Consider the following 19,511-nt stretch of genomic DNA (forward strand, 5'->3'; position numbering starts at 1 on the left):
TTTGCTTCTTCCATTACCCTTCGTTTTTGTCTCCCCAACCATCTTCGAATACGAGATCACTAAGGTTTAGCCGTTCCTTCCACCCCGCCTCCTCTAACATGGGCCTGTCGCGGAATTCGACGGGATAACCGATGCACAGGTATGCCACGAGACGGACATGATCGGGAATCTTTAAGACCTGGGCCGTTTTCTCCGGATCCAGAATACTGACCCAACCAACCCCGATTCCTTCTGTACGTGCCGATAACCACAGGTTCTGAACCGCAAGGCAGGTACTATACAGATCCATCTCCGGCATTTGCCCTTGGCCCAGCTGAAAAGGGGCGTCCCGATCCCTGTCACAGGTAACAGCCAGGTTGAGAGGAGCTTCCATAATCCCTTCCAACTTCAGGCTGCGATACAGATCCAGCCGTTCGTCTTCCGATAACTTCTCTAGCTCTTCCCGGTTTGCCTCTTCAAACAGCCCCTTGATTTGCTTGCGGATTTCTTTTGACCGAATCAGGATAAAATTCCAAGGTTGTTTGAACCCCACGGAAGGGGCGTAATGGGCCGCCTCCAGGATACGGGTGAGGGCTTCAGACGGTATGGGATCCGGTCGAAAATGTCGGATGTCCCGCCTTGCCCGAATGATCCGATGCAAGACGGCACGATCCCTGTCGTCAAACTGCTTCATCGAGGTTCTCTCCTTCTCTACCATGCCTAAGCCAGGATAAAAGGAAGAACCAACCCCAGAGGGAGTGGTTCTTTGAAGGTTATGGACAACCTTACTGCTCCTTCGATACGTCAATCAAGGCGACAACCAACTCCGCCGCTTTGTTCAATTCCTCGATCGGCATCCGTTCGCTCGTGGTATGAATGTTTTCATACCCAACTCCGAGATTGACCGTTGGAATCCCATGCCCGGCGATCACATTGGCATCGCTGCCCCCGCCGCTGGCAATCAGTTTCGGCTGCCGACCGATCTTTTTCACTGCGGCGACCGCTTTTTGCACGACAGGGTCGGACTCCTCGTATTGAAAAGCCGGATACATGACATCCACATCCAATTCTACCCGGGCGCCTAACTCTTCTGCGGCTTTTTCATAAGCTTCCACCATTCGGTCCACCTGTTTCTTCAACTTTGCCTCGTTACGGCTTCGAGCTTCCGCAAGCACTTCCGCATACTCGGAGACGACATTGGAAGCGGTACCGCCTCGAAACTGTCCGATATTGGCCGTTGTCTCATCATCGATCCGCCCGAGAGGCATTTTAGCAATCGCCCGGCTGGCCACCTGGATGGCGCTCACTCCGTCCTCAGGGTTAACGCCAGCATGAGCAGCCCTGCCGTAGATCTTGGCAAAAATCTTTACTTGGGATGGAGCGGAAGTAATAATGTGCCCGACGGGTCCATTAGAATCCATCGCAAATCCAAAATCCGACCGGATTAGCTCGGGATCCAGCGCTTTTGATCCGACCAGGCCGGATTCTTCTCCTGCCGTGATGATCAACTGAACCGGCCCATAAGGAAGTTGATGCTCCCTTACTGTACGGATTCCTTCCAATAGGGCAGCAAGACCCGCTTTATCATCACTACCAAGGATCGTCGATCCATCGGAGACAACCCAGCCGTTCTCCACTGCTGGTTTAATACCCTTTCCGGGAGAGACCGTATCCATATGGCTGGTAAAATAGATCCTGGGCGCCCCTTCCATCGTCCCCTCCAGATTAGCAATCAGGTTGCCTGCTCCATGACCCGTCTGTTTCGCGCTGTCATCTTCCGTTACATGGAAGCCGAGAGCTGTCAGCTTCTCTTTGAGGAGCTCACAGATCGTGCGTTCCTCTCCCGTTTCACTGTCCGTCTGAACTAATTCCAAGAATTCATCGAGCAATCGCTGTTCATTGATCAAGGAGCATCATTCCTCCATATGTATCCTTACTTTTCCGATTCCATCAACCGCCGAAAAACAGATCGAGGGCGGTGGCGGCTGTTGACCCTTTCTTCCGATAAAACTCGGAATACCCGCAGTTTTTACAAGAAACCACTTGGAACTGGTTGTGTTGCAGATCAAAAAAACGGGAAAGACCTGCCCCCGTTGTAGCGATGCTACCTACCTGGGCATCCCGGCTCCCGCATTTGGGGCATCCATTCGGTCTCCGACTCTCAGTCAACTCTCTTCTCCTCCTCTTATCTGTTCCAATCTCCACGGCCCGAAAAAGACCAGGCGTCCGGTAGAACGCTCATCGGTACCATCTGATTCCTACGATAAACCCTCGACCGGGGGCTCTCGGAAAATCCTGCTTCCGCTTGGTTCCACTTTGGTGGCATTGCTTTTCGGTGCAATTCAGCCCGGCCCGCCTCTCTCCAGGGGGAACGATCCCGCGGGCCTCGGATGAACGTCACACGGTGGCGCCGGAGAAGGCGAAGTTTGTGCCTCGGATGCAGCATCACCGACGCTCCTGTCGCCTCCGTCACCCGCAGGGGGTCCGGCCCCCTTCCCCGTCCTCGATCCATTACTCTCAAAACCACCGGCAGCTCTTCTTCCGACAAACTAAGCCCCTCCTTCCCTCGTTACAGCGGGATGTTGCCGTGTTTCTTGGGCGGTCGCGTCTCCCGTTTGCTGGCGAGCATTTCCAACGCCTGCTTCAGTTTCCGCTTCGTTTCCCGAGGGTCGATCACATCATCTACCATCCCCTTGGAAGCGGCGATATAGGGATTGGCAAACTTCCGGCGGTACTCCTCGATCTTGTCAGCCCGGGTGGCCGTCGGATCCTCCGACTCTCGGATCTCACGGCTGTAGATAATATTTGCGGCCCCTTCCGGCCCCATGACCGCTACTTCGGCGCCCGGCCAGGCAAAAACCATGTCGGCACCGATCGCCTTCGAATTGAGGGCGACATAAGCACCACCAAAGGCTTTGCGGGTGATGACGGTGATCTTGGGAACCGTCGCTTCCGAGTAAGCATACAAGATTTTTGCCCCATGACGAATGATGCCCCGATGCTCTTGATTGACACCAGGAAAGAAGCCTGTCACGTCGACAAAGGTAATCACCGGAATGTTGAAGCTATCACAAAAGCGGATAAAACGAGCCAGCTTGTCAGAAGAATCGATATCCAGACCGCCCGCCATCACCTTGGGTTGATTGGCGGCAATTCCCACCGAACGGCCGCCTATACGGCCGAAACCGACCACGATATTCCGGGCGAACTTCTCTTGCACTTCCATAAAATCCCCGCCATCAACCACAAGCTGGATCACCTTACGTACATCATACACCTTCGTACCTTCTTCTGGAACCACATCCATGAGGGTCTCCTCCCATCCATCCTCCTCCTTAGAAAAGAGGCGCGGGGGATCTTCTATGTTATTCAAAGGCAGGAAAGAAAGGAGACGGCGCACCTGATTCAGCACTTCCGGTTCTGAAGGAGCCGTGAAATGAGCGTTTCCGCTCAAGGAGGAATGAACCCCGGCTCCACCCAGATCTTCTGAGGAAATATTCTCTCCTGTTACCGTCTCGATCACCTTTGGTCCAGTGATAAACATCTGGCTCGTTTGCTCGACCATAAAAACAAAATCAGTAATGGCCGGGGAGTAAACCGCCCCGCCGGCGCAAGGACCCATGATCACGGAAATCTGAGGGACGACGCCGGAGTAGATGGAATTGCGGTAGAAGATATGACCGTACCCGTCCAGGGAGACGACGCCCTCCTGGATGCGTGCTCCCCCGGAATCGTTCAAACCGATAATGGGCGCCCCATTTTTGGCGGCATGATCCATCATACTGGCGATCTTAAGGGCGTGCATCTCCCCGAGAGCTCCACCGAAAACGGTGAAGTCCTGGGCAAAAATATAGACGGGACGCCCATTCACCTTGCCGTACCCGGTCACCACACCTTCTCCTGGAGCTTTACCGAAGTCAGAAGTCAAATTCTCTACAAAGGGATTCAGTTCCACAAAGCTGTCCTCGTCCAAGAGCAGATCGATTCGTTCCCTGGCAGTTAGCTTTCCTTTGTCGTGCTGGGCCCGAATTCGTTCTCCTCCCCCTCCCTGCTCCACCCTCCGGCGCCGTTCGTTCAGTTCGTCAATCTTTTTATGCATGGGCTTCCCCTCCACACTTACAGGATCCGTCTTCGCTCTTTGACCGCGGTTCACACAGCTCATACAGGACCCCTAGAGCTGGCTTGGGATGAATGAAGGCGATTTGAGCCCCTCCCGCCCCGGTTTTGGGTGTTTGATGGATGAGCTGAACCCCGGCGTCAGCCAGCTGGGATAACGCTCCTTCGATTCCCTCCACCCGGAGGGCGAGATGATGGATTCCTTCTCCCTTTTTTTCGATGAAGCGGGCGACTGGACTACGGTCAGAAATCGGTTCCAACAATTCCAACTTGGTTTCTCCCAATTGGAAAAAAGCGACTCGGACATGTTCACTTTCGACGGTCTCCATCCCGAGAAAAGGGAGACCCAGGATATCCTGATAAAAAGGCATAGCCGATTCCAGGCTCTTAACAGCGATTCCAATGTGATCGATGGCCTTCGGGGACAAAGGATCCTTCATGACCGCGCCTCCTTTTCCGCCACCCTCTGCCGGATAAAATCGGCGGTTTCCTTCGTAGATGTACCTGGGGTGAACACTTTGGCTACCCCGTGTTCTTCCAGAAAGGGAATGTCCCGTTGAGGAATCACCCCGCCTGCTACCACAAGAATATCCTCCGCCCCCTCCTCTTTAAGAAGGTGCGTCACCTCTGGAAACAGCTCGTTGTGGGCACCGGAAAGGCAGGAAAGGCCGATTACATCCACATCTTCCTGAACGGCTGTCGCCACAATCTGGGCAGGAGACTGCCTCAACCCCGAATAGATGACCTCCATCCCTTCGTCCCGCAGGGTCTGGGCAATGATGAGCGCCCCGCGATCATGCCCGTCCAGGCCCGGCTTGGCTACTAGTACACGGATCGGTCGATTCATATCCTTCACTCCTATCAGAGGTTCGGCTGATACTCTCCAAATATATCCCGGAGACTGTTACAAATCTCGCCGACAGTAGCGTATTGCCGGACGGCATTTAAAATGAGAGGCATCAGGTTCGCATCCCCCTCAGCACCCCTTTTAAGGGCAGCTAGAGCCGCCTCGACTGCTTTCTGATCCCTTCTGCCCCGAAGGTCCCTCAGCCGGTCGAGCTGCCGTCGGGTGAGGGCTGAATCCGCCTTGTACAGCTGAGGCTGTTGCTCCTTTTCGAGGCAGAATCGGTTCACCCCGACGACCACTTCCTCCCCGGACTCAATCTTTTTCTGAGTATCCAAAGCGGTCTTATGGATTTCCCGTTGCATATAGCCCCGTTCGACAGCTGAAACAGCTCCGCCCATTTGATCAATCCGTTTAATGTAAGCAAAGGCTTCTCGTTCAATCTCATCCGTAAGCGCTTCCACATAATAGGACCCCCCCAGAGGATCCACCGTATGCGTGACTCCCGTCTCGTAAGCAAGGATTTGCTGGGTTCTTAAAGCCACCCGTGCGGAATCCTCCGTCGGCAAGGCAAGTGCTTCATCCCTGGCGTTCGTGTGAAGGCTCTGGGTCCCCCCTAACACCGCAGACAGGGCTTGCATGGTCACCCGTACAATATTATTATCCGGCTGTTGGGCCGTCAGGGTAGACCCCCCAGTCTGAGTGTGAAATCGAAGCTGTAGGGAACGCGGATCCTTCGCCCCGAAACGCTCCTTCATGATCTGTGCCCACATGCGACGGGCTGCCCGATACTTGGCCACTTCTTCAAAGAAATGATTGTGGGCGTTGAAGAAAAAGGAGAGCCTAGGACCAAAACGATCCACTTCCAACCCCGCTTCTAGGGCTGCTTCTACATAAGCAATCCCATCTGCTAAGGTAAAGGCCACCTCCTGTACAGCCGTGGAACCCGCTTCCCGGATATGGTAACCGCTGATACTGATCGTGTTCCATTTCGGTACATGGGCGCCACAATAGGCGAAGATATCCGTGATCAGCCGCATCGATGGCTTGGGCGGAAAGATGTAGGTGCCTCGGGCGATATATTCCTTTAGAATGTCGTTCTGGATCGTTCCCGTCAGTTGGTGAGCTGCTACACCCTGTTTCTCTCCGACAGCGATGTACATGGCCAGGAGCACCGATGCAGGTGCGTTAATCGTCATCGATGTACTCACTTTATCCAGGGGGATACCCGTTAACAATCGTTCCATATCCTCCAAGGAATCGATGGCAACCCCTACTTTGCCTACTTCCCCCGCTGCCATCGGATCGTCTGAATCGTACCCAATTTGAGTTGGTAAATCAAAGGCGACAGACAACCCCGTCTGCCCTTGGTCTAAAAGGTAGCGGAACCGCTTGTTCGTTTCATCCGCCGAACCGAAGCCGGCATACTGCCGCATCGTCCAGTGGCGGGATCGGTACATGGTCGGGCGGATCCCGCGGGTATACGGATATTCCCCCGGCAATCCCACTTTTTCCTTATATTTTTGCGTCACCTGTTCCGGTGTATAAAGCCTCTCCACCTCCATACCGGAGAGTGTCTCGAACCGTTCCTTCGACTCCGGATATTTCTCCAGGAGCTGCCGTGTCTTTTCTTCCCATTCTCTGTATAACTCTTCGAACGTTTTAGATGCCAACCGTTTCCCTCCCCCTCATGCTGCATGTCTCCGAAGGTAAAAAAGCGCTATCAATGTTAATATATCAAAAATTCCCTCGTGCCGCCTGATTTTCCCGCCCGGCGAAAGGTTGGACAGAGGCGGCGGGCTCGGCTACAATAAGAACTTGAGGTGATTGGCCATGCAACCACGCTGGATCAAAGCGGTTGTTTACATCCTGATATTTGCCCTGGTAGTTACCAGTTTGGTCACGGGAACCAGCTTCTTCTTCTGAGTTCAAAAAACCGTATCATTTCTGTGGCCTGCCGTCTGTGTTTTCATGGAAAAAACGATTATACTGTAAGATGGACGCCTGTAATGGCAATGATACTTACGACATGTCACAGGAAAGCGGGTGAACAGCCTTGTACATGACGGTGATCATGATCTTCATCAGTATCCTGGCCGTGATGGGCACGCTGAAAAACAAGAGGAGCGGCAACAAACCCGGCCTCTTGATCGGCGGTGCCTTTACCGCTCTCACGGTCGCGATCACCCTGATTGCCATCTACGACGAAATCGTGGGCCTCCAATGAGAGATCCCTCTTGAAAGCGGCTTCTCCCTGACGGGGGACCGCTTTTTCCGTTTATAGAGAGCAGGGTTCGTCCATACTGGGGAGGTATTGATATGGCGGGAGGGACTTCCCTTTGACTATCCTCACCCTTGCCCTGAAAATCCTCATCCTCTTTCCCGTGACCGTGGCCGTCCTGCGCCTTTTGGGTAAATCGGCCATCATCCAGTTGACCCCTTACGATTTGGTCGCCATCATCATCGTCGGAACTGTCGCCGCGGAACCCCTTATCAGTAAAGAAGTGGTTCCCACTATTATTTCACTGGCCCTTCTCGCCCTTCTCTATCTTACCTTCGCCAAATTGACTCTCCATCACGTAGGCGTCCGCTTCTTCCTCGGAAGGCCCACCATCCTGATTAAACACGGCCAGGTTGTAGAAGATCACCTGGAAAAGAGTCATGTCTCACTGGCCCAGCTCCTTGCAACACTGCGTGCCTCAGGCCACCCCGACCTCTCCAACATCGATTATGCGATCCTCGAACCAACAGGTTATGTTAGCATCATCCCCAAACCGGAAATCGCCCCCCTCTCGGCCAAGGATCTGGGATTAAATCTGCCTTATGAAGGACTTCCCCTTTCTGTCGTAGTCGACGGCCGGATCCAAAAAGATAATCTCCGGCTTATCGAACGGGATGAAAGGTGGCTCCGTCAAAAGCTGGCGGAGCAGGGGATCACCCGATTACAAGATGTCATCTATGCCTTTGCCCGGGAACGATCCGAGGAAATCATGGTCAATCGGCGGGGTCAAACCCCATAAAAAACCCTGCGCCCTTCACCGATCCGGGTGAAGGGCGCAGGGTTCAGACCAGGCTTTATTTCATCGCCCGGGAGATGACTTTTGCAATCTTGGTGTTGTCGATCGTCCCACTCAGCTGATCCGCCCGCGGACCTTGGGAGAAAATAGGAACATTGACAGCGGTGTGGGCAGTGCTTGTCCATCCGACATTAGCCCGATCACTGATCACTTTAGCAACAGCGGAAGCGGGATCTTTGGCTTTTTGGATCGATTGTTCTTCTTCCGGTTTCAAATCGTTGATACCGGCATATTTTGCCATGATTTCTTTCACTTTGGAACGATCTTTATCCACTTCTTTACCGATGAATTCAGAAGAGCGTTTCACTTTATCAATAACTTCCTTGTTGAAAACATAGGTTCCGTTGGCTCCCATGGACATGCCGCCGGTTTCATGATCAGCGGTGACCACAACAAGGGTATCGGGATCTTTTTTCGCGTAATTCAAGGCTGCACGAACCGCTTTGTCAAAGGCCAGGGTATCCCGGATATTGGCCGCAGGATAGTTGTCGTGTCCGGCGTGGTCGATCCTTCCGCCTTCCACCATCAGGAAAAATCCGTTTTTATCCTTGCTTAGTGTTTTCAGGGCCTTTCGGGTCATATCGGCAACACTGGGCTCATCCGATGTTGCGCGGTCCAATTCATAGTTCAAGTGACTGTTGTTGAACAGACCCAGCAGTTTGTTCGACTTCGCCTTTTTCAGACTCTCTTTGTCTTCCACGACCGTATACCCTTTTTTCTCCGCTACCTGAATCAGGTTTTTGCCGTCTTCCCGTTTGCCTCCGTCTTTTTTCGGCAAAAAGTTGGCCTTACCTCCGCCGAGCAACACATCTACACCGTGATTCATCATCTGGTCAGCGATCTCATTTTCTGAATCCCGATCCTCTACATGAGAAGCAAACGAAGCCGGAGTCGCGTGGGTAAGCCGCGTGGTGGTGACTAGACCGGTTGCTTTCCTCTTTTTCTGTGCGTCATCCAGCACGGTTTTTACATCATCATGCCGTTCTCCTTCATAGTGCTCCTTGTGTTTGGGAGCTTTCCCCACCACACCGTTGTCCGTTTTGTAACCGGAGGAAAAAGCAGTAGCAGCGGCGGAAGAGTCGGTGACGACACTATCGTGGGAATAAGTGGTGGCTAGCCCCGTTTCCTGTAAGCGACTCATCGTCAGTTTGCCAGCCCCATACCCTTTTCTTTTCATATAAGCGGCAGCGGAAACCTGGGTTGGCCCCATTCCATCCCCGATCATGAGAATGACGTTTTTCGCGTGGTTTCCGGGGTTCTGCTTCCTCGCTTCGACATGCTGGGAGTAGGAAACGCTTCCAAGGGCAACTGTACACGCCAGTCCAAGCGTTATGACCTTCAACATTTGTCTTTTATTCATGCTTTCCCCTCCTGGTCTTTTTCTCCAATCCTCTTTTACAAAAAATAAGAGATGCACTTGTTATTAAAACAAATTTTTAGCCAATTGGGAAGGATTATATTGTTACCAATTCGATAGTCACCAATGATTAGGTCCTTTCTCCTAGGACGAACAGATCCGGAATTGAGACTCCACACGGCTGAAGCCGTGGGATTCTTGGGTAGTTAGCGCCCTCCATCCATTTCTGCTTCGGACAACTCCCAAGTTCAGGGCTGTCTCATCAGCCCGTCCCATGCAGTTAGAAGGGTACCCACATGGGCGGCGTACCTGTTACCAGTACGCTAGGCAGCTAGGCCGGATATGGCCTTGCCAATATTAATGGCTCCGTTTAGGTCTGCATGGCAATCATAGCCACATTTCCTGCACCGAAAACGAAGGCCGTTTCGATTTCGCTTTTCCCTGTGTCCACATTTGCAAGTCTGACTGGTGTATTCAGGATTCACTTCTTCAAAGCGGATTCCCGCCATTTCCGCCTTATACCGAATAAACCTTTTCAGTTGATAGAACGCCCAAGAGTGCAGGCTTCTTCCTGCTTCTCTTTTTGACTTGACTCGGTTACGGATCTCCGTCAGGTCTTCCATACGGATCGTTCCCACACCGTGGGTGATCGCAAAGTTGACCAACTGACGACTGATTTGATGATTGAAATTTCGCATCCAGCGCGACTCTTTGTTCTTGGATTGACGGATCACACGCTGTTTTTTGCCCTTTCCTAGCTTCCTTCTTCGAGAGGAAAAGTAGCGCCGAACAAATGCACAGGGGCTTCCTTTGAAAAACAGCGATTTGGTCCCCATGCTGCCGACAGCTATGTATCGAAGTCCCAAGTCAATTCCCATCACTTTTTCATTTGCGGTCGTTTCTACTTCCCACGTGACAGGGAGAGCCATATACCATTTTTGTTTCTTTTGATACAGTTTAGCAGCTCCAAGCTTCACAGTCCCTTTCATGATTTTCTCCAACCACGCCTGTTGAAAGGGACGGGCGACCACCGGAACGCCAATCCTTTTCTCCAAGGTGGGGAAGGAGACGGTATAGAAAGCCCCGCTTTTTTCTACCTTAAGGTTTTGGTTGTTGAAGCTGCACCACATTTTTCGAAAGGCTTGGGCTCTTTGCTTTTTCTTTTGCGACTTCACTTCACGAATCGTTTGGTTGACAACGGCGGAAGGAAATCGATCCGCTGAAAACTCCTTGAATACCTTACTCGTTGCCTTGTTTACATCGGGGTGGAGTAGCAACCAATTGGCAAATTCGGTGTTGACCTGAGTCATGTGTCGATACATCACTTGTTTTGCTTCCGTGGGCTTATGGAGTTCTAGCCGTAGCGTGATCGTTGGCATTCATTCACCCCCTTGTTTTTTGCTCCTCCACATATTTCTTGATCGTGTCACTTGAAACATTTTCTGCTGTACTGACAAAAAAAGATCGTGTCCAAAGACTTTGCAAATGGTTTAAATGCGGAAACTCTTGGCGTAGTCGGCGCGAGGTCACTCCTTTCACTTTTGCCATCACTTGAGATGGGGAATCGGTCGGGAGACCATTCAAGAACAAATGGCAGTGGTCTGGCATAACTTCTACAGCAATCATATCCCATTGATTTTCTTTACAAATTTGAGCCAGTAGCTCTTTGAATCGCTCCTCCACTTTGTTGACCAGCACTTTTCTTCGATAGCGGGGGCAGAAAACAAAATGATAGTTGATGAGCGATACACTGGTTTTTGTTCTTCGATATCCTTGTCCCATATCTTCATTGCATCAGTATAGTCTATAAACTAAAACGAATGCTTGAAAAAATTGTTACCCTAAGCATCCCCACAAGGGGGATGCCGAGCAACGCCACCTTTCATCCCACGATTAAAACCGTGGGCTTTCAGTCGGCAGTTTCTGTAAAAAGAACCCCTCCCTCGTCTGACGCTCGTTTTCATCCCTATATCTAAAGCTAGGGGCTTTCTCGCTCGCAAAGATATAAAAAACGGCTCCTCTCATGGAGGAGCCGTTACAGAGATTGGCTCGTGGAATTCGACTAAATTCGAGTGTCAGGGCCGTATGCTTCGAGGCGTTCCTTCACCCGAGCCAAGAAGCGCCCTGCCATCAAGCCATCCAGGATACGGTGGTCCAAGGACAGACATAGGTTAACGAGATCGCGAACAGCAATCATATCGTCTTTGATGACCGGCTGTTTCACGATGGACTCCATTGAAACGATGGCCGCCTGGGGATGATTGATGATCGGCTGGGAGGCGATCGAACCAAAGGAACCCGTGTTATTCACTGTAAAGGTGCCTCCAGAGAGATCATCCATGGAGAGTTTCCCGGCGCGGGTTTTCTCTGCCAACTGGTGAACCGATTTGGCCAGACCGAGGATACTCTTCTCATCGGCATCCTTGATCACGGGAACATAGAGGGCCTCCTCCGTGGCAACGGCGATAGAAATGTTGATCCGTTTTTTCAGGACGATTTTGTCCCCACCCCAAACCGAATTGAGATACGGGAACTCCTTGAGGGAATCCACCACCGCCTTGATGAAGAAAGGCATATAGGTAAGAGTGATCCCCTCGCGCTCCTTAAAGTCGTCTTTCAGCTGTTTACGCAGCTTGACGAGACCGGTAACATCGGCTTGCACCATCGTCCAGGCGTGGGGCGCCTCGTGCTTACTCTGTACCATCCGCTGGGCAATGGTTTTACGGACGCTCGTAAGGGGCACTTCCCGATCCCCTTCTTCCAACCCGCCAACTGGTTTAACTTCCGGTTCCGCATGGGTAAGGGTCTTGGGATCGGCCTCCTTCGAAACGGGGGTTTCAGGTGCAGGCTTACTCGCTTCACCTCCGGACTCGATGATTTTTAGGATGTCCTTCCGGGTAATTCGACCGCCACGGCCGCTCCCTTCCACTCTCTCCAGATCGATCTCATTCTCTTGAGCTAGGCGGAGCACCGCTGGGGAATAGCGACGTTTCATGGAATCGTCGTTCTCTTCGGCGGCATCTTCAGCCGCCTTGTTTTCAGCAGCGGATGGTGCTTGGGGCACCTCCTTTTTGTTATCGGAAGATCTCCCACTGCTTTCCCCGCCTTCGTCAATACGGCAGATGATCTCGCCCACTTCGACGGTCTTCCCTTCGTCAGCGACGAATTCGATCAAGGTACCCTTTACCGCGGACGGAACTTCAGCGTTCACCTTGTCCGTAGCCACCTCACAGAGAGGCTCATATTTGGAAACGGAGTCCCCAGGTTTCTTCAACCACTTGGTGATCGTTCCTTCAGTAACGCTCTCCCCCAATTGGGGCATGGTAATATCGGTCGCCATCGTGTACCTCCTCGCTGAAGCCGGGTCATACCGGCTCAGGTTTAACCCCTATCGGAACTCAGAATTCGGCTAGCTCCCGGATAGCCGCTTTCACCTTTGCGGGGTTTAGCATGAATTCCTTCTCCAAGGGCGGGCTGTAGGGCATCGCCGGAACATCGGGCCCAGCCAGGCGGCGAACCGGGGCGTCCAATTCGAAGAAAGCCTGCTCACTGATCACCGCCGACACCTCCCCGCCGAAGCCGCCGGTCAGATTGTCTTCGTGGACGATTAATACCTTACCTGTCCGAGCCGTCGCCTCCAGGATCGCTTCCTTATCGAGTGGGATTAGCGTACGCAGATCGAGAACATGGACGCTGATCCCCTCCTTCTCCAGCTCCTCCGCTGCCTTGAGCGTAAAGTGGAGGGCCAATCCGTAGGAGATCACTGTGACATCGGTTCCTTCTCGTTTTACCTCCGCCTTACCGATCGGAAGGGTGTAGTCTTCTTCCGGTACCTCGCCTTTAATCAGGCGATAGCAACGTTTATGCTCAAAAAAGAGAACGGGGTCCTCATCACGAATCGCGCTCTTTAACAACCCCTTCACATCGTAAGGAGTGGAGGGCATCACAATTTTCAGCCCAGGCACACCAGCAAACATCTTTTCCACGCTCTGGGAGTGGTAAAGGGCACCGTGAACACCGCCACCATAGGGGGCACGAATCACTAGCGGACAATGCCAAGTATTGTTGGAACGGTATCGCATTTTAGAAGCTTCAGAGACGATCTGATTAAACGCCGGCATGATAAAGTCGGCGAACTGCATCTCCGCCACTGGGCGCATCCCATAAACAGAAGCACCGATCGCTACCCCAGCGATAGCCGACTCGGTAAGCGGTGTATCCAGCACTCGTTCTGGTCCGAAGGTTTCAATCAAGCCGTTGGTAGCCCGAAATACCCCTCCGCGCACGCCGACATCCTCCCCGAGGACAAATACCTTCTCATCCCGCTCCATCTCTTCCAGGAGGGCCTTGGTCACCGCATCAATATAAGAAATCACGGGCATCTTCCATTCCTCCTATTCCGCGTACACGTGAGTGTAAATCTCGGACGGGTCGGGATAAGGAGCCTGTTCGGCGTATTCCGTCGCCTCATCCACCGCTTCAATGATTTCCTGGTTGAGAGCCTCTTCTTTTTCTTCCGTAAGGATCCCGCCCTCCACCAGGTATTTTTTGAATTGGACGAGAGAATCCAGCTTGCGGGCTTCTTCCACTTCCTGAACCTCACGGTATGTCCGGTCATCGTCATCGCTCGAATGGGGGACCAGACGGTAGGAAGTGGCTTCGATTAAGCTGGGGCCCTCCCCTTTTCGAGCACGGTCGGCGGCCTCTTTTACTGCTTCATACACCTTGAGCGGATCGTTTCCGTCAACCTTGATCCCAGGCATCCCGTACCCTTGAGCACGGGCAGAGACGCTCCCTCCGGCAAGCTGTTTCTCCACGGGAACGGAGATGGCATATTGGTTGTTTTCGCACAGGAAGATGACCGGCAACTTGTGTACACCAGCAAAGTTGAGGCCTTCGTGGAAATCTCCCTGGTTGCTGGAGCCCTCCCCGAAGCTAGTCAGGCTGACGATATCTTTCTTCTCCATCTTTGCCGCTAGAGCGACGCCGACGGCATGTAGGAGCTGGGTGGTTACCGGACTGGAGCCGGAGATGATTCGGAAACGCCGGTCTCCATAGTGGCCCGGCATTTGGCGACCGCCGCTATTGGGCTCCTCCGCCTTGGCAAAAGCGGACAACATCTGGTCCTGTGGGGTCTGCCCGAAAACCAGAACCATCCCAAGATCTCGGTAATAGGGGCAAAGCCAGTCTTTCTCCCGATTCAGAGCGAAGGCGGCTCCCACCTGAATGGCCTCCTGTCCTTGACAGGAGATCACAAAGGGAATCTTACCTGCGCGGTTTAACAGCCACATCCGTTCGTCAATTTTGCGGGCCAGAAGCATATAACGATACATGTCTAAAACTTGTCCGTCGGTCAGGCCAAGGGCCTCATGTCGAGATTCTCCCATAAACGGATCCCTCCGATCCCTTTCCTTTATCCTTCCGTAAGACATGAAGTTACACCGAATGAATCGGCTTCCCTTCCATCGCCATCGCTACCTCCCCGAAAGCCTCCGAGAGAGTAGGGTGGGGGTGGATCACTTGGCTGATCTCCCAAGGGGTGGCATCCAGCACCTTCGCTAGGCCAGCTTCGGAGATGAGGTCTGTCGCATGGGGACCAATCATGTGGACACCAAGGATATCATCCGTTTTTTCGTCCGTCACCAACTTAATAAAACCGTCGGTTTCTCCGAAGACGAGAGACTTTCCTACCGCCCGGAAGGGGAATTTCCCCGTTTTTACTTGGTATCCTTTCGCTAACGCCTCTTCCTCGGTTAACCCGATGCTTCCGATTTCTGGTCGGCTATATGTACAGCGGGGCACCATCTGCGGATCGAGGGGATTGGGGTTTTTGCCCAGAATATGCTCCACCGCCAATATCCCCTCGTGCGAAGCAACATGGGCTAGCTGATAACCTCCGTTGACGTCGCCAATCGCATAGATATGCGACTCCTCCGTCTGCATGTATTCGTTCACCTGGATAAATCCTTTCTCCAGCTGAATCGACGTATTTTGCAGGCCGATATCTTCGGTATTGGGTTGGCGGCCGACAGAGACCAGCATCCGCTCTGCTTCCAGATCGGTGACCCCCCCTTCTCTTTCCACCTGGAGGGTTACGCGTCCTTCCATCGCTTTCACCGTCTCCGACAACACTTTGGCCCCCGTCATCACCTTCACCTTGCGCTTTTTCAGGAGGCGGGCCATCTCCTTGCTCACGTCTGGATCCTCAAAAGGCAGGAGCCGGTCAGCGAATTCCACCAAGGTTACCTCGACGCCGAAATCATTCAACATCGAAGCCCATTCAATGCCAATCACTCCCCCGCCGACGATCACGATCGACTGAGGTAAGCTTTCCATTTCCAAAGCATGGTCGGAAAACATCACCGTCGTTCCATCCACCTCTAGCCCTGGTAGGCTTCTGGGTCGGGAACCGGTGGCGATGATCACCTGTTGGGGCACCAACATCACGTTCTCCCCACCATCCGCCTTCTCGACAGAGATGGTACCGGGTTGTGGTGAAAAGATAGACGGACCCAAGATACGACCGATCCCTTCGTAGACTTCCACTCCATTCTTCTTCAGCAATTGCCGAACACCCTGGTGAAGCTGTTGTTTCACCTTGTTTTTACGAGATTGAACCAGATCGATATCCAGTTGGATATCCCCGACACGGATTCCGAAATCCTCGCTGTTTTTCATCTCATGATAGACTTCTGCACTTCTCAGGAGTGACTTGGAGGGGATGCACCCCTTGTGCAGGCAGACGCCCCCCACCTTCTCCTTCTCGACGACGGCTGTCTTTAGCCCTGCTTGAGCCGCGCGAATTGCAGCGACATAACCGCCAGGACCTGCACCCAACACGACCAGATCAACATTCTCCGCCATCCGGTTTATTCACTCCCTTTTTCCGGCTCCCCATCGGGATACCGTTTCGCTTTTTCTTCTCCGCGGATCACCCGGAGAGCACCTTCCGCCAAGGCCTGCAACTCATTCTCACCGGGAATGGTAAACACCTCGGCGATCCAGGAAACCCGGTCGGCGATTTCCCGGGTGAATCGTTCCCCGTAGGCAAGCCCCCCAGTTAGGACGATCCCGTCCACTTTCCCTTGAAGAACGGTGGCGTAAGCCCCAATTTCCTTGGATACCTGATAAGCCATAGCGCTGTATACCAACCGGGCTTCTTTATCGCCTCGTTCAATCCGCTCCTCTACTTGTCGGGCATCATTGGTCCCAAGGTAGCCCACAAGACCTCCTCGGCCCACGATCATCTTCATGATCTCGCTTGCGAAAAATTTCCCGGAATAACTGAGTGCCACCAGATCTCCCACAGGAAGAGTTCCCGCTCGCTCCGGAGAAAAGGGCCCTTCCCCGTGAAGTCCGTTGTTCACGTCGACGACGCGGCCTCGTTTGTGGGCTCCAACGGTAATTCCGCCTCCCATATGGGCCACCACCAGGTTCACCTCATGATAGCACTTTCCAAGTCGGGAGGCGATCTTCCTGGCAACCGCCTTTTGATTGAGGGCATGGAAAATGCTCCGCCGTTCGATCTCCGGTACTCCGGATATTCGCGCGACAGGCTCCAGTTCATCCACCACCACAGGATCGACAATGAAAGAAGGAATATTCAGCTTGTCCGCTATCTCGAAGGCGAGCACCCCACCGAGGTTGGAGGCATGCTCACCGAAGCGTCCTGACTTCAGATCCTTGATCATCTGATCGTTGACCGTATAAGTTCCACCCGCAATCGGACGCAGTAACCCACCACGTCCGACAACGGCTCGGAGTCGGGTCAGATTGATTTCCGCCCGGTTCAACGTGTCGAGGATCATCTGTTTACGGAAGGGATATTGGTCAAATAGATCCGGATACCGGTCCAGTTCCTCGGCATCGTGTCTTACTGTTTCTTCCAGAACGGCTTTTTCATTATCGAAAACCCCGATCTTGGTGGATGTTGAACCAGGGTTAATCGCCAACACCCGAATCGGTTCTGGCACGTTTTCCCCTCCGTTCTTTAACGAATCGTCATATTGATAATGCTGCGCTCGTTCTGAAGGAAGGAGCTACGGGAATGTCTGAGGGATGCGATCCGCTCCTCTGCCATCCGATCCGCCGCTTTGTAGCTGGGAATGTTGTCCCGTTTGGCGATTTCAAAGATACGGCTAATCGTGCCGTAGATGCCCTCTACCCGTTTCATGGCCCGTTCTGGGTTGTAGCCGAGTAATTCATCGGCTACGTTGATCACACCACCGGCGTTGATCACATAATCCGGGGCGTAAACGATCCCCTTTTCTTCAAGCAGATCGCCATGCTCGTTTTCCTTGAGCTGGTTATTGGCAGAACCGGCAATCACTCTACAGCGGAGGCGATCGATTGTCTCATCGTTGATGATGGCGCCCAAGGCACAGGGGGAAAAGATATCACAGTCCACATCATAGATCTTGTCTGGGTCTACCGTCTCAGCCCCAAAATCACGGACAGCCCGTTCCATATTTTCTCTATTGATATCAGTAACGATCAATTTCGCTCCCTCATCATGCAAATATTTACAGAGGTGATACGCGACACTTCCCACTCCCTGGACAGCCACCGTCCGCTCTTTCAGGGAGTCATCACCGAAAGCCTCCTTGGCTGCCGCCTTCATACCCATGTAGCAGCCGTAGGCTGTGACCGGGGAAGGATTTCCGCTGGAACCGAAGGCCGGAGAGATGCCCGTAACGAAACGGGTCTCTTCATGGATCAAATCCATGTCTTCCACGGTAGTCCCTACATCCTCCGCCGTGATATAGCGCCCGTTTAGACCTTGAATAAACCTGCCGAAAGCACGGAACATCGCTTCATTTTTATCCATCCGGGGGTCTCCGATAATTACGGTCTTTCCTCCACCCAAATTGAGGCCAGCCGCTGCATTCTTGTAAGTCATGCCACGAGCTAAACGAAGGGCGTCAATGATCGCATCCTCTTCCGACGCATAGGTCCACATCCGAGTCCCCCCGAGGGCAGGGCCCAAGGTGGTATCATGGATCGCTATGATCGCCTTTAGACCCGATTGTTCATCCTGACAGAAGACCAGCTGCTCGTAATCATACTTGCTCAGGTAGTCAAACAGCTTCATGGCCAAACTCCTCCTCGTTATTGACGCTTTAGGTGGTCCGCTTGCAGGACCGCTAGCGCGATGGAGTGCAGCTTCGCCTCATGGGAGTCGGCGCGGGAAGTAAGCACCACCGGTGCTGAAGCACCGAGCACGAGGGCGCCGATCCGGGCTTTAGCGAAGTAGACCATCGACTTGTACAGAATATTGCCCGCTTCAATGTCTGGAACCAACAGCACATCCGCCCGACCTGCTACCGGACTGTCGATTCCCTTGTGTTCTGCCGCTTCCACGGAAACGGCGTTGTCAAGAGCGAAAGGCCCGTCAATCTGAGCCCCTTTGATCTGCTTCCGCCGGCACATCTGTGTCAAAGCGGCTGCATCGAGAGTGGGCTGCATTCCGGGATTTACGACTTCGACAGCGCCCAAAACAGCGATTTTCGGCTCTTCTTCTCCAAGAGAGTGGCAGAGATCGATCACGTTTTGGACGATTTGGGCCTTTTCTTTCAGCTCTGGGGCAAGGTTGAGAGCGGGATCGGTCACATGGATCAGGCGGTTGTAACCCGGTACCTCAAAAGTTGCCACATGACTGAGTACTTTTTTCCCCCGTAAGCCCGATTCCTTATTGAGGATCGCACGTAAAAAATCCGAAGAATGGACCATGCCTTTCATGACAACGTCGGCATCTCCTTCCCGGACGGCGCGCACTGCATCGGTACACGCTTTCATCGGATCAGGCTGGTGAAAGATCTCTCCCTGGTCTAATTGCAAACCAATCTCCCGGCTGACGCCTTCAATATGGCTCCGGCTTCCGTACAGACGAAACTGGGCGATTCCCCGCTTCTTGGCATCGAAGACCGCCTCCAGCACCTCACGATCGTCTGCTGCTGCGACGGCAACCGTTACGGCTTCCAAAGACTCTGCTTTACGAATAACTTGTTCAAAATTGCGTATTGTTTCCATTATTACCCCTCATTCCGACCGAACTGCGTTCGTTCTCATATCATGTCGAAGATTATTTTTTTCGAAATGGTCGGTCCCCATACAAAACGAGCAAGTTCTATGCCAAGGA

General features: G+C 52.9%; 21 protein-coding genes. 3 read left to right on the top strand and 18 right to left on the bottom strand.

The window, feature by feature from the left end; genetic code table 11:
* Positions 1-13: 13 nt before the first annotated feature.
* From bluB to ACFOUO_RS15270, 8 genes are all read right to left on the bottom strand, one after another.
* Positions 14-673 (bottom strand): 5,6-dimethylbenzimidazole synthase, encoded by a 660-nt coding sequence (gene bluB, locus ACFOUO_RS15235; RefSeq protein WP_380705999.1) that lies wholly within the window; start codon positions 671-673, stop codon positions 14-16.
* A gap of 91 nt (positions 674-764) precedes the next feature.
* The gene (locus ACFOUO_RS15240) at positions 765-1,886 is read right to left on the bottom strand and encodes a M20/M25/M40 family metallo-hydrolase (protein ID WP_380706000.1); all 1,122 of its coding nucleotides are present in this window, start codon (positions 1,884-1,886) and stop codon (positions 765-767) included.
* 43 nt (positions 1,887-1,929) lie between these two features.
* Positions 1,930-2,148: a zinc ribbon domain-containing protein gene (locus ACFOUO_RS15245; protein WP_380706001.1), complete on the bottom strand. Its 219-nt coding sequence runs from the start codon at positions 2,146-2,148 to the stop codon at positions 1,930-1,932.
* Positions 2,149-2,164: 16 nt separating this feature from the next.
* A complete protein-coding gene (locus ACFOUO_RS15250) occupies positions 2,165-2,527 on the bottom strand; it encodes a hypothetical protein (RefSeq protein ID WP_380706002.1) in 363 nt (120 codons plus the stop codon).
* Between the two features lie 21 nt (positions 2,528-2,548).
* Positions 2,549-4,078: an acyl-CoA carboxylase subunit beta gene (locus ACFOUO_RS15255; protein ID WP_380706003.1), complete on the bottom strand. Its 1,530-nt coding sequence runs from the start codon at positions 4,076-4,078 to the stop codon at positions 2,549-2,551.
* On the bottom strand, positions 4,071-4,535 hold the full coding sequence (mce, locus tag ACFOUO_RS15260; protein WP_380706004.1) for a methylmalonyl-CoA epimerase: 465 nt from the start codon (positions 4,533-4,535) through the stop codon (positions 4,071-4,073). The genes ACFOUO_RS15255 and mce overlap by 8 nt, the downstream gene beginning before the upstream one ends.
* Positions 4,532-4,942, bottom strand: coding sequence for a cobalamin B12-binding domain-containing protein (locus ACFOUO_RS15265; protein ID WP_380706005.1), 411 nt, complete (start codon positions 4,940-4,942; stop codon positions 4,532-4,534). Before ACFOUO_RS15265 ends, mce begins: the two co-directional genes overlap by 4 nt.
* Before the next feature lie 14 nt (positions 4,943-4,956).
* Positions 4,957-6,612 carry an acyl-CoA mutase large subunit family protein gene (locus tag ACFOUO_RS15270; protein WP_380706006.1) on the bottom strand — a complete coding sequence of 552 codons (1,656 nt, stop codon included), beginning with the start codon at positions 6,610-6,612 and terminating at the stop codon, positions 4,957-4,959.
* A gap of 160 nt (positions 6,613-6,772) precedes the next feature.
* On the opposite strand from ACFOUO_RS15270, the gene prli42 reads away from it, so the two are divergent.
* The 3 genes from prli42 (at position 6,773) to ACFOUO_RS15285 (ending at position 7,959) form a co-directional block, all read left to right on the top strand.
* Positions 6,773-6,865 carry a stressosome-associated protein Prli42 gene (prli42, locus tag ACFOUO_RS15275; protein WP_380706007.1) on the top strand — a complete coding sequence of 31 codons (93 nt, stop codon included), beginning with the start codon at positions 6,773-6,775 and terminating at the stop codon, positions 6,863-6,865.
* Positions 6,866-6,995: 130 nt separating this feature from the next.
* Positions 6,996-7,166: a hypothetical protein gene (locus tag ACFOUO_RS15280; protein WP_380706008.1), complete on the top strand. Its 171-nt coding sequence runs from the start codon at positions 6,996-6,998 to the stop codon at positions 7,164-7,166.
* Between the two features lie 112 nt (positions 7,167-7,278).
* Positions 7,279-7,959: a DUF421 domain-containing protein gene (locus ACFOUO_RS15285; protein ID WP_380706009.1), complete on the top strand. Its 681-nt coding sequence runs from the start codon at positions 7,279-7,281 to the stop codon at positions 7,957-7,959.
* A 55-nt stretch (positions 7,960-8,014) separates the two neighbouring features.
* Here ACFOUO_RS15285 and ACFOUO_RS15290 read toward each other — a convergent pair whose 3' ends face one another.
* The 10 genes from ACFOUO_RS15290 to yqiS form a co-directional block, all read right to left on the bottom strand.
* A complete protein-coding gene (locus tag ACFOUO_RS15290; RefSeq protein WP_380706010.1) occupies positions 8,015-9,376 on the bottom strand; it encodes an alkaline phosphatase in 1,362 nt (453 codons plus the stop codon).
* Between the two features lie 320 nt (positions 9,377-9,696).
* Positions 9,697-10,752: an RNA-guided endonuclease InsQ/TnpB family protein gene (locus ACFOUO_RS15295; protein ID WP_380706011.1), complete on the bottom strand. Its 1,056-nt coding sequence runs from the start codon at positions 10,750-10,752 to the stop codon at positions 9,697-9,699.
* Between the two features lie 4 nt (positions 10,753-10,756).
* The gene (gene tnpA, locus ACFOUO_RS15300) at positions 10,757-11,155 is read right to left on the bottom strand and encodes an IS200/IS605 family transposase (RefSeq protein ID WP_380706012.1); all 399 of its coding nucleotides are present in this window, start codon (positions 11,153-11,155) and stop codon (positions 10,757-10,759) included.
* 280 nt (positions 11,156-11,435) lie between these two features.
* A complete protein-coding gene (locus ACFOUO_RS15305; protein ID WP_380706013.1) occupies positions 11,436-12,713 on the bottom strand; it encodes a dihydrolipoamide acetyltransferase family protein in 1,278 nt (425 codons plus the stop codon).
* A gap of 58 nt (positions 12,714-12,771) precedes the next feature.
* A complete protein-coding gene (locus ACFOUO_RS15310) occupies positions 12,772-13,755 on the bottom strand; it encodes an alpha-ketoacid dehydrogenase subunit beta (RefSeq protein ID WP_380706014.1) in 984 nt (327 codons plus the stop codon).
* A 12-nt stretch (positions 13,756-13,767) separates the two neighbouring features.
* The gene (locus ACFOUO_RS15315) at positions 13,768-14,760 is read right to left on the bottom strand and encodes a thiamine pyrophosphate-dependent dehydrogenase E1 component subunit alpha (protein WP_380706015.1); all 993 of its coding nucleotides are present in this window, start codon (positions 14,758-14,760) and stop codon (positions 13,768-13,770) included.
* A 49-nt stretch (positions 14,761-14,809) separates the two neighbouring features.
* Positions 14,810-16,237 carry a dihydrolipoyl dehydrogenase gene (gene lpdA / locus ACFOUO_RS15320; protein ID WP_380706016.1) on the bottom strand — a complete coding sequence of 476 codons (1,428 nt, stop codon included), beginning with the start codon at positions 16,235-16,237 and terminating at the stop codon, positions 14,810-14,812.
* Between the two features lie 5 nt (positions 16,238-16,242).
* Positions 16,243-17,346, bottom strand: coding sequence for a butyrate kinase (gene buk, locus ACFOUO_RS15325; RefSeq protein ID WP_380706017.1), 1,104 nt, complete (start codon positions 17,344-17,346; stop codon positions 16,243-16,245).
* Between the two features lie 17 nt (positions 17,347-17,363).
* Positions 17,364-18,464, bottom strand: coding sequence for a Glu/Leu/Phe/Val family dehydrogenase (locus ACFOUO_RS15330; RefSeq protein WP_380706018.1), 1,101 nt, complete (start codon positions 18,462-18,464; stop codon positions 17,364-17,366).
* 17 nt (positions 18,465-18,481) lie between these two features.
* Positions 18,482-19,402 (bottom strand): phosphate butyryltransferase, encoded by a 921-nt coding sequence (gene yqiS / locus ACFOUO_RS15335; protein ID WP_380706019.1) that lies wholly within the window; start codon positions 19,400-19,402, stop codon positions 18,482-18,484.
* Positions 19,403-19,511 lie beyond the last annotated feature (109 nt).

Origin of the sequence: Salinithrix halophila (assembly GCF_042650125.1) — a bacterium.
Classification (GTDB): domain Bacteria; phylum Bacillota; class Bacilli; order Thermoactinomycetales; family DSM-45169; genus Salinithrix; species Salinithrix halophila.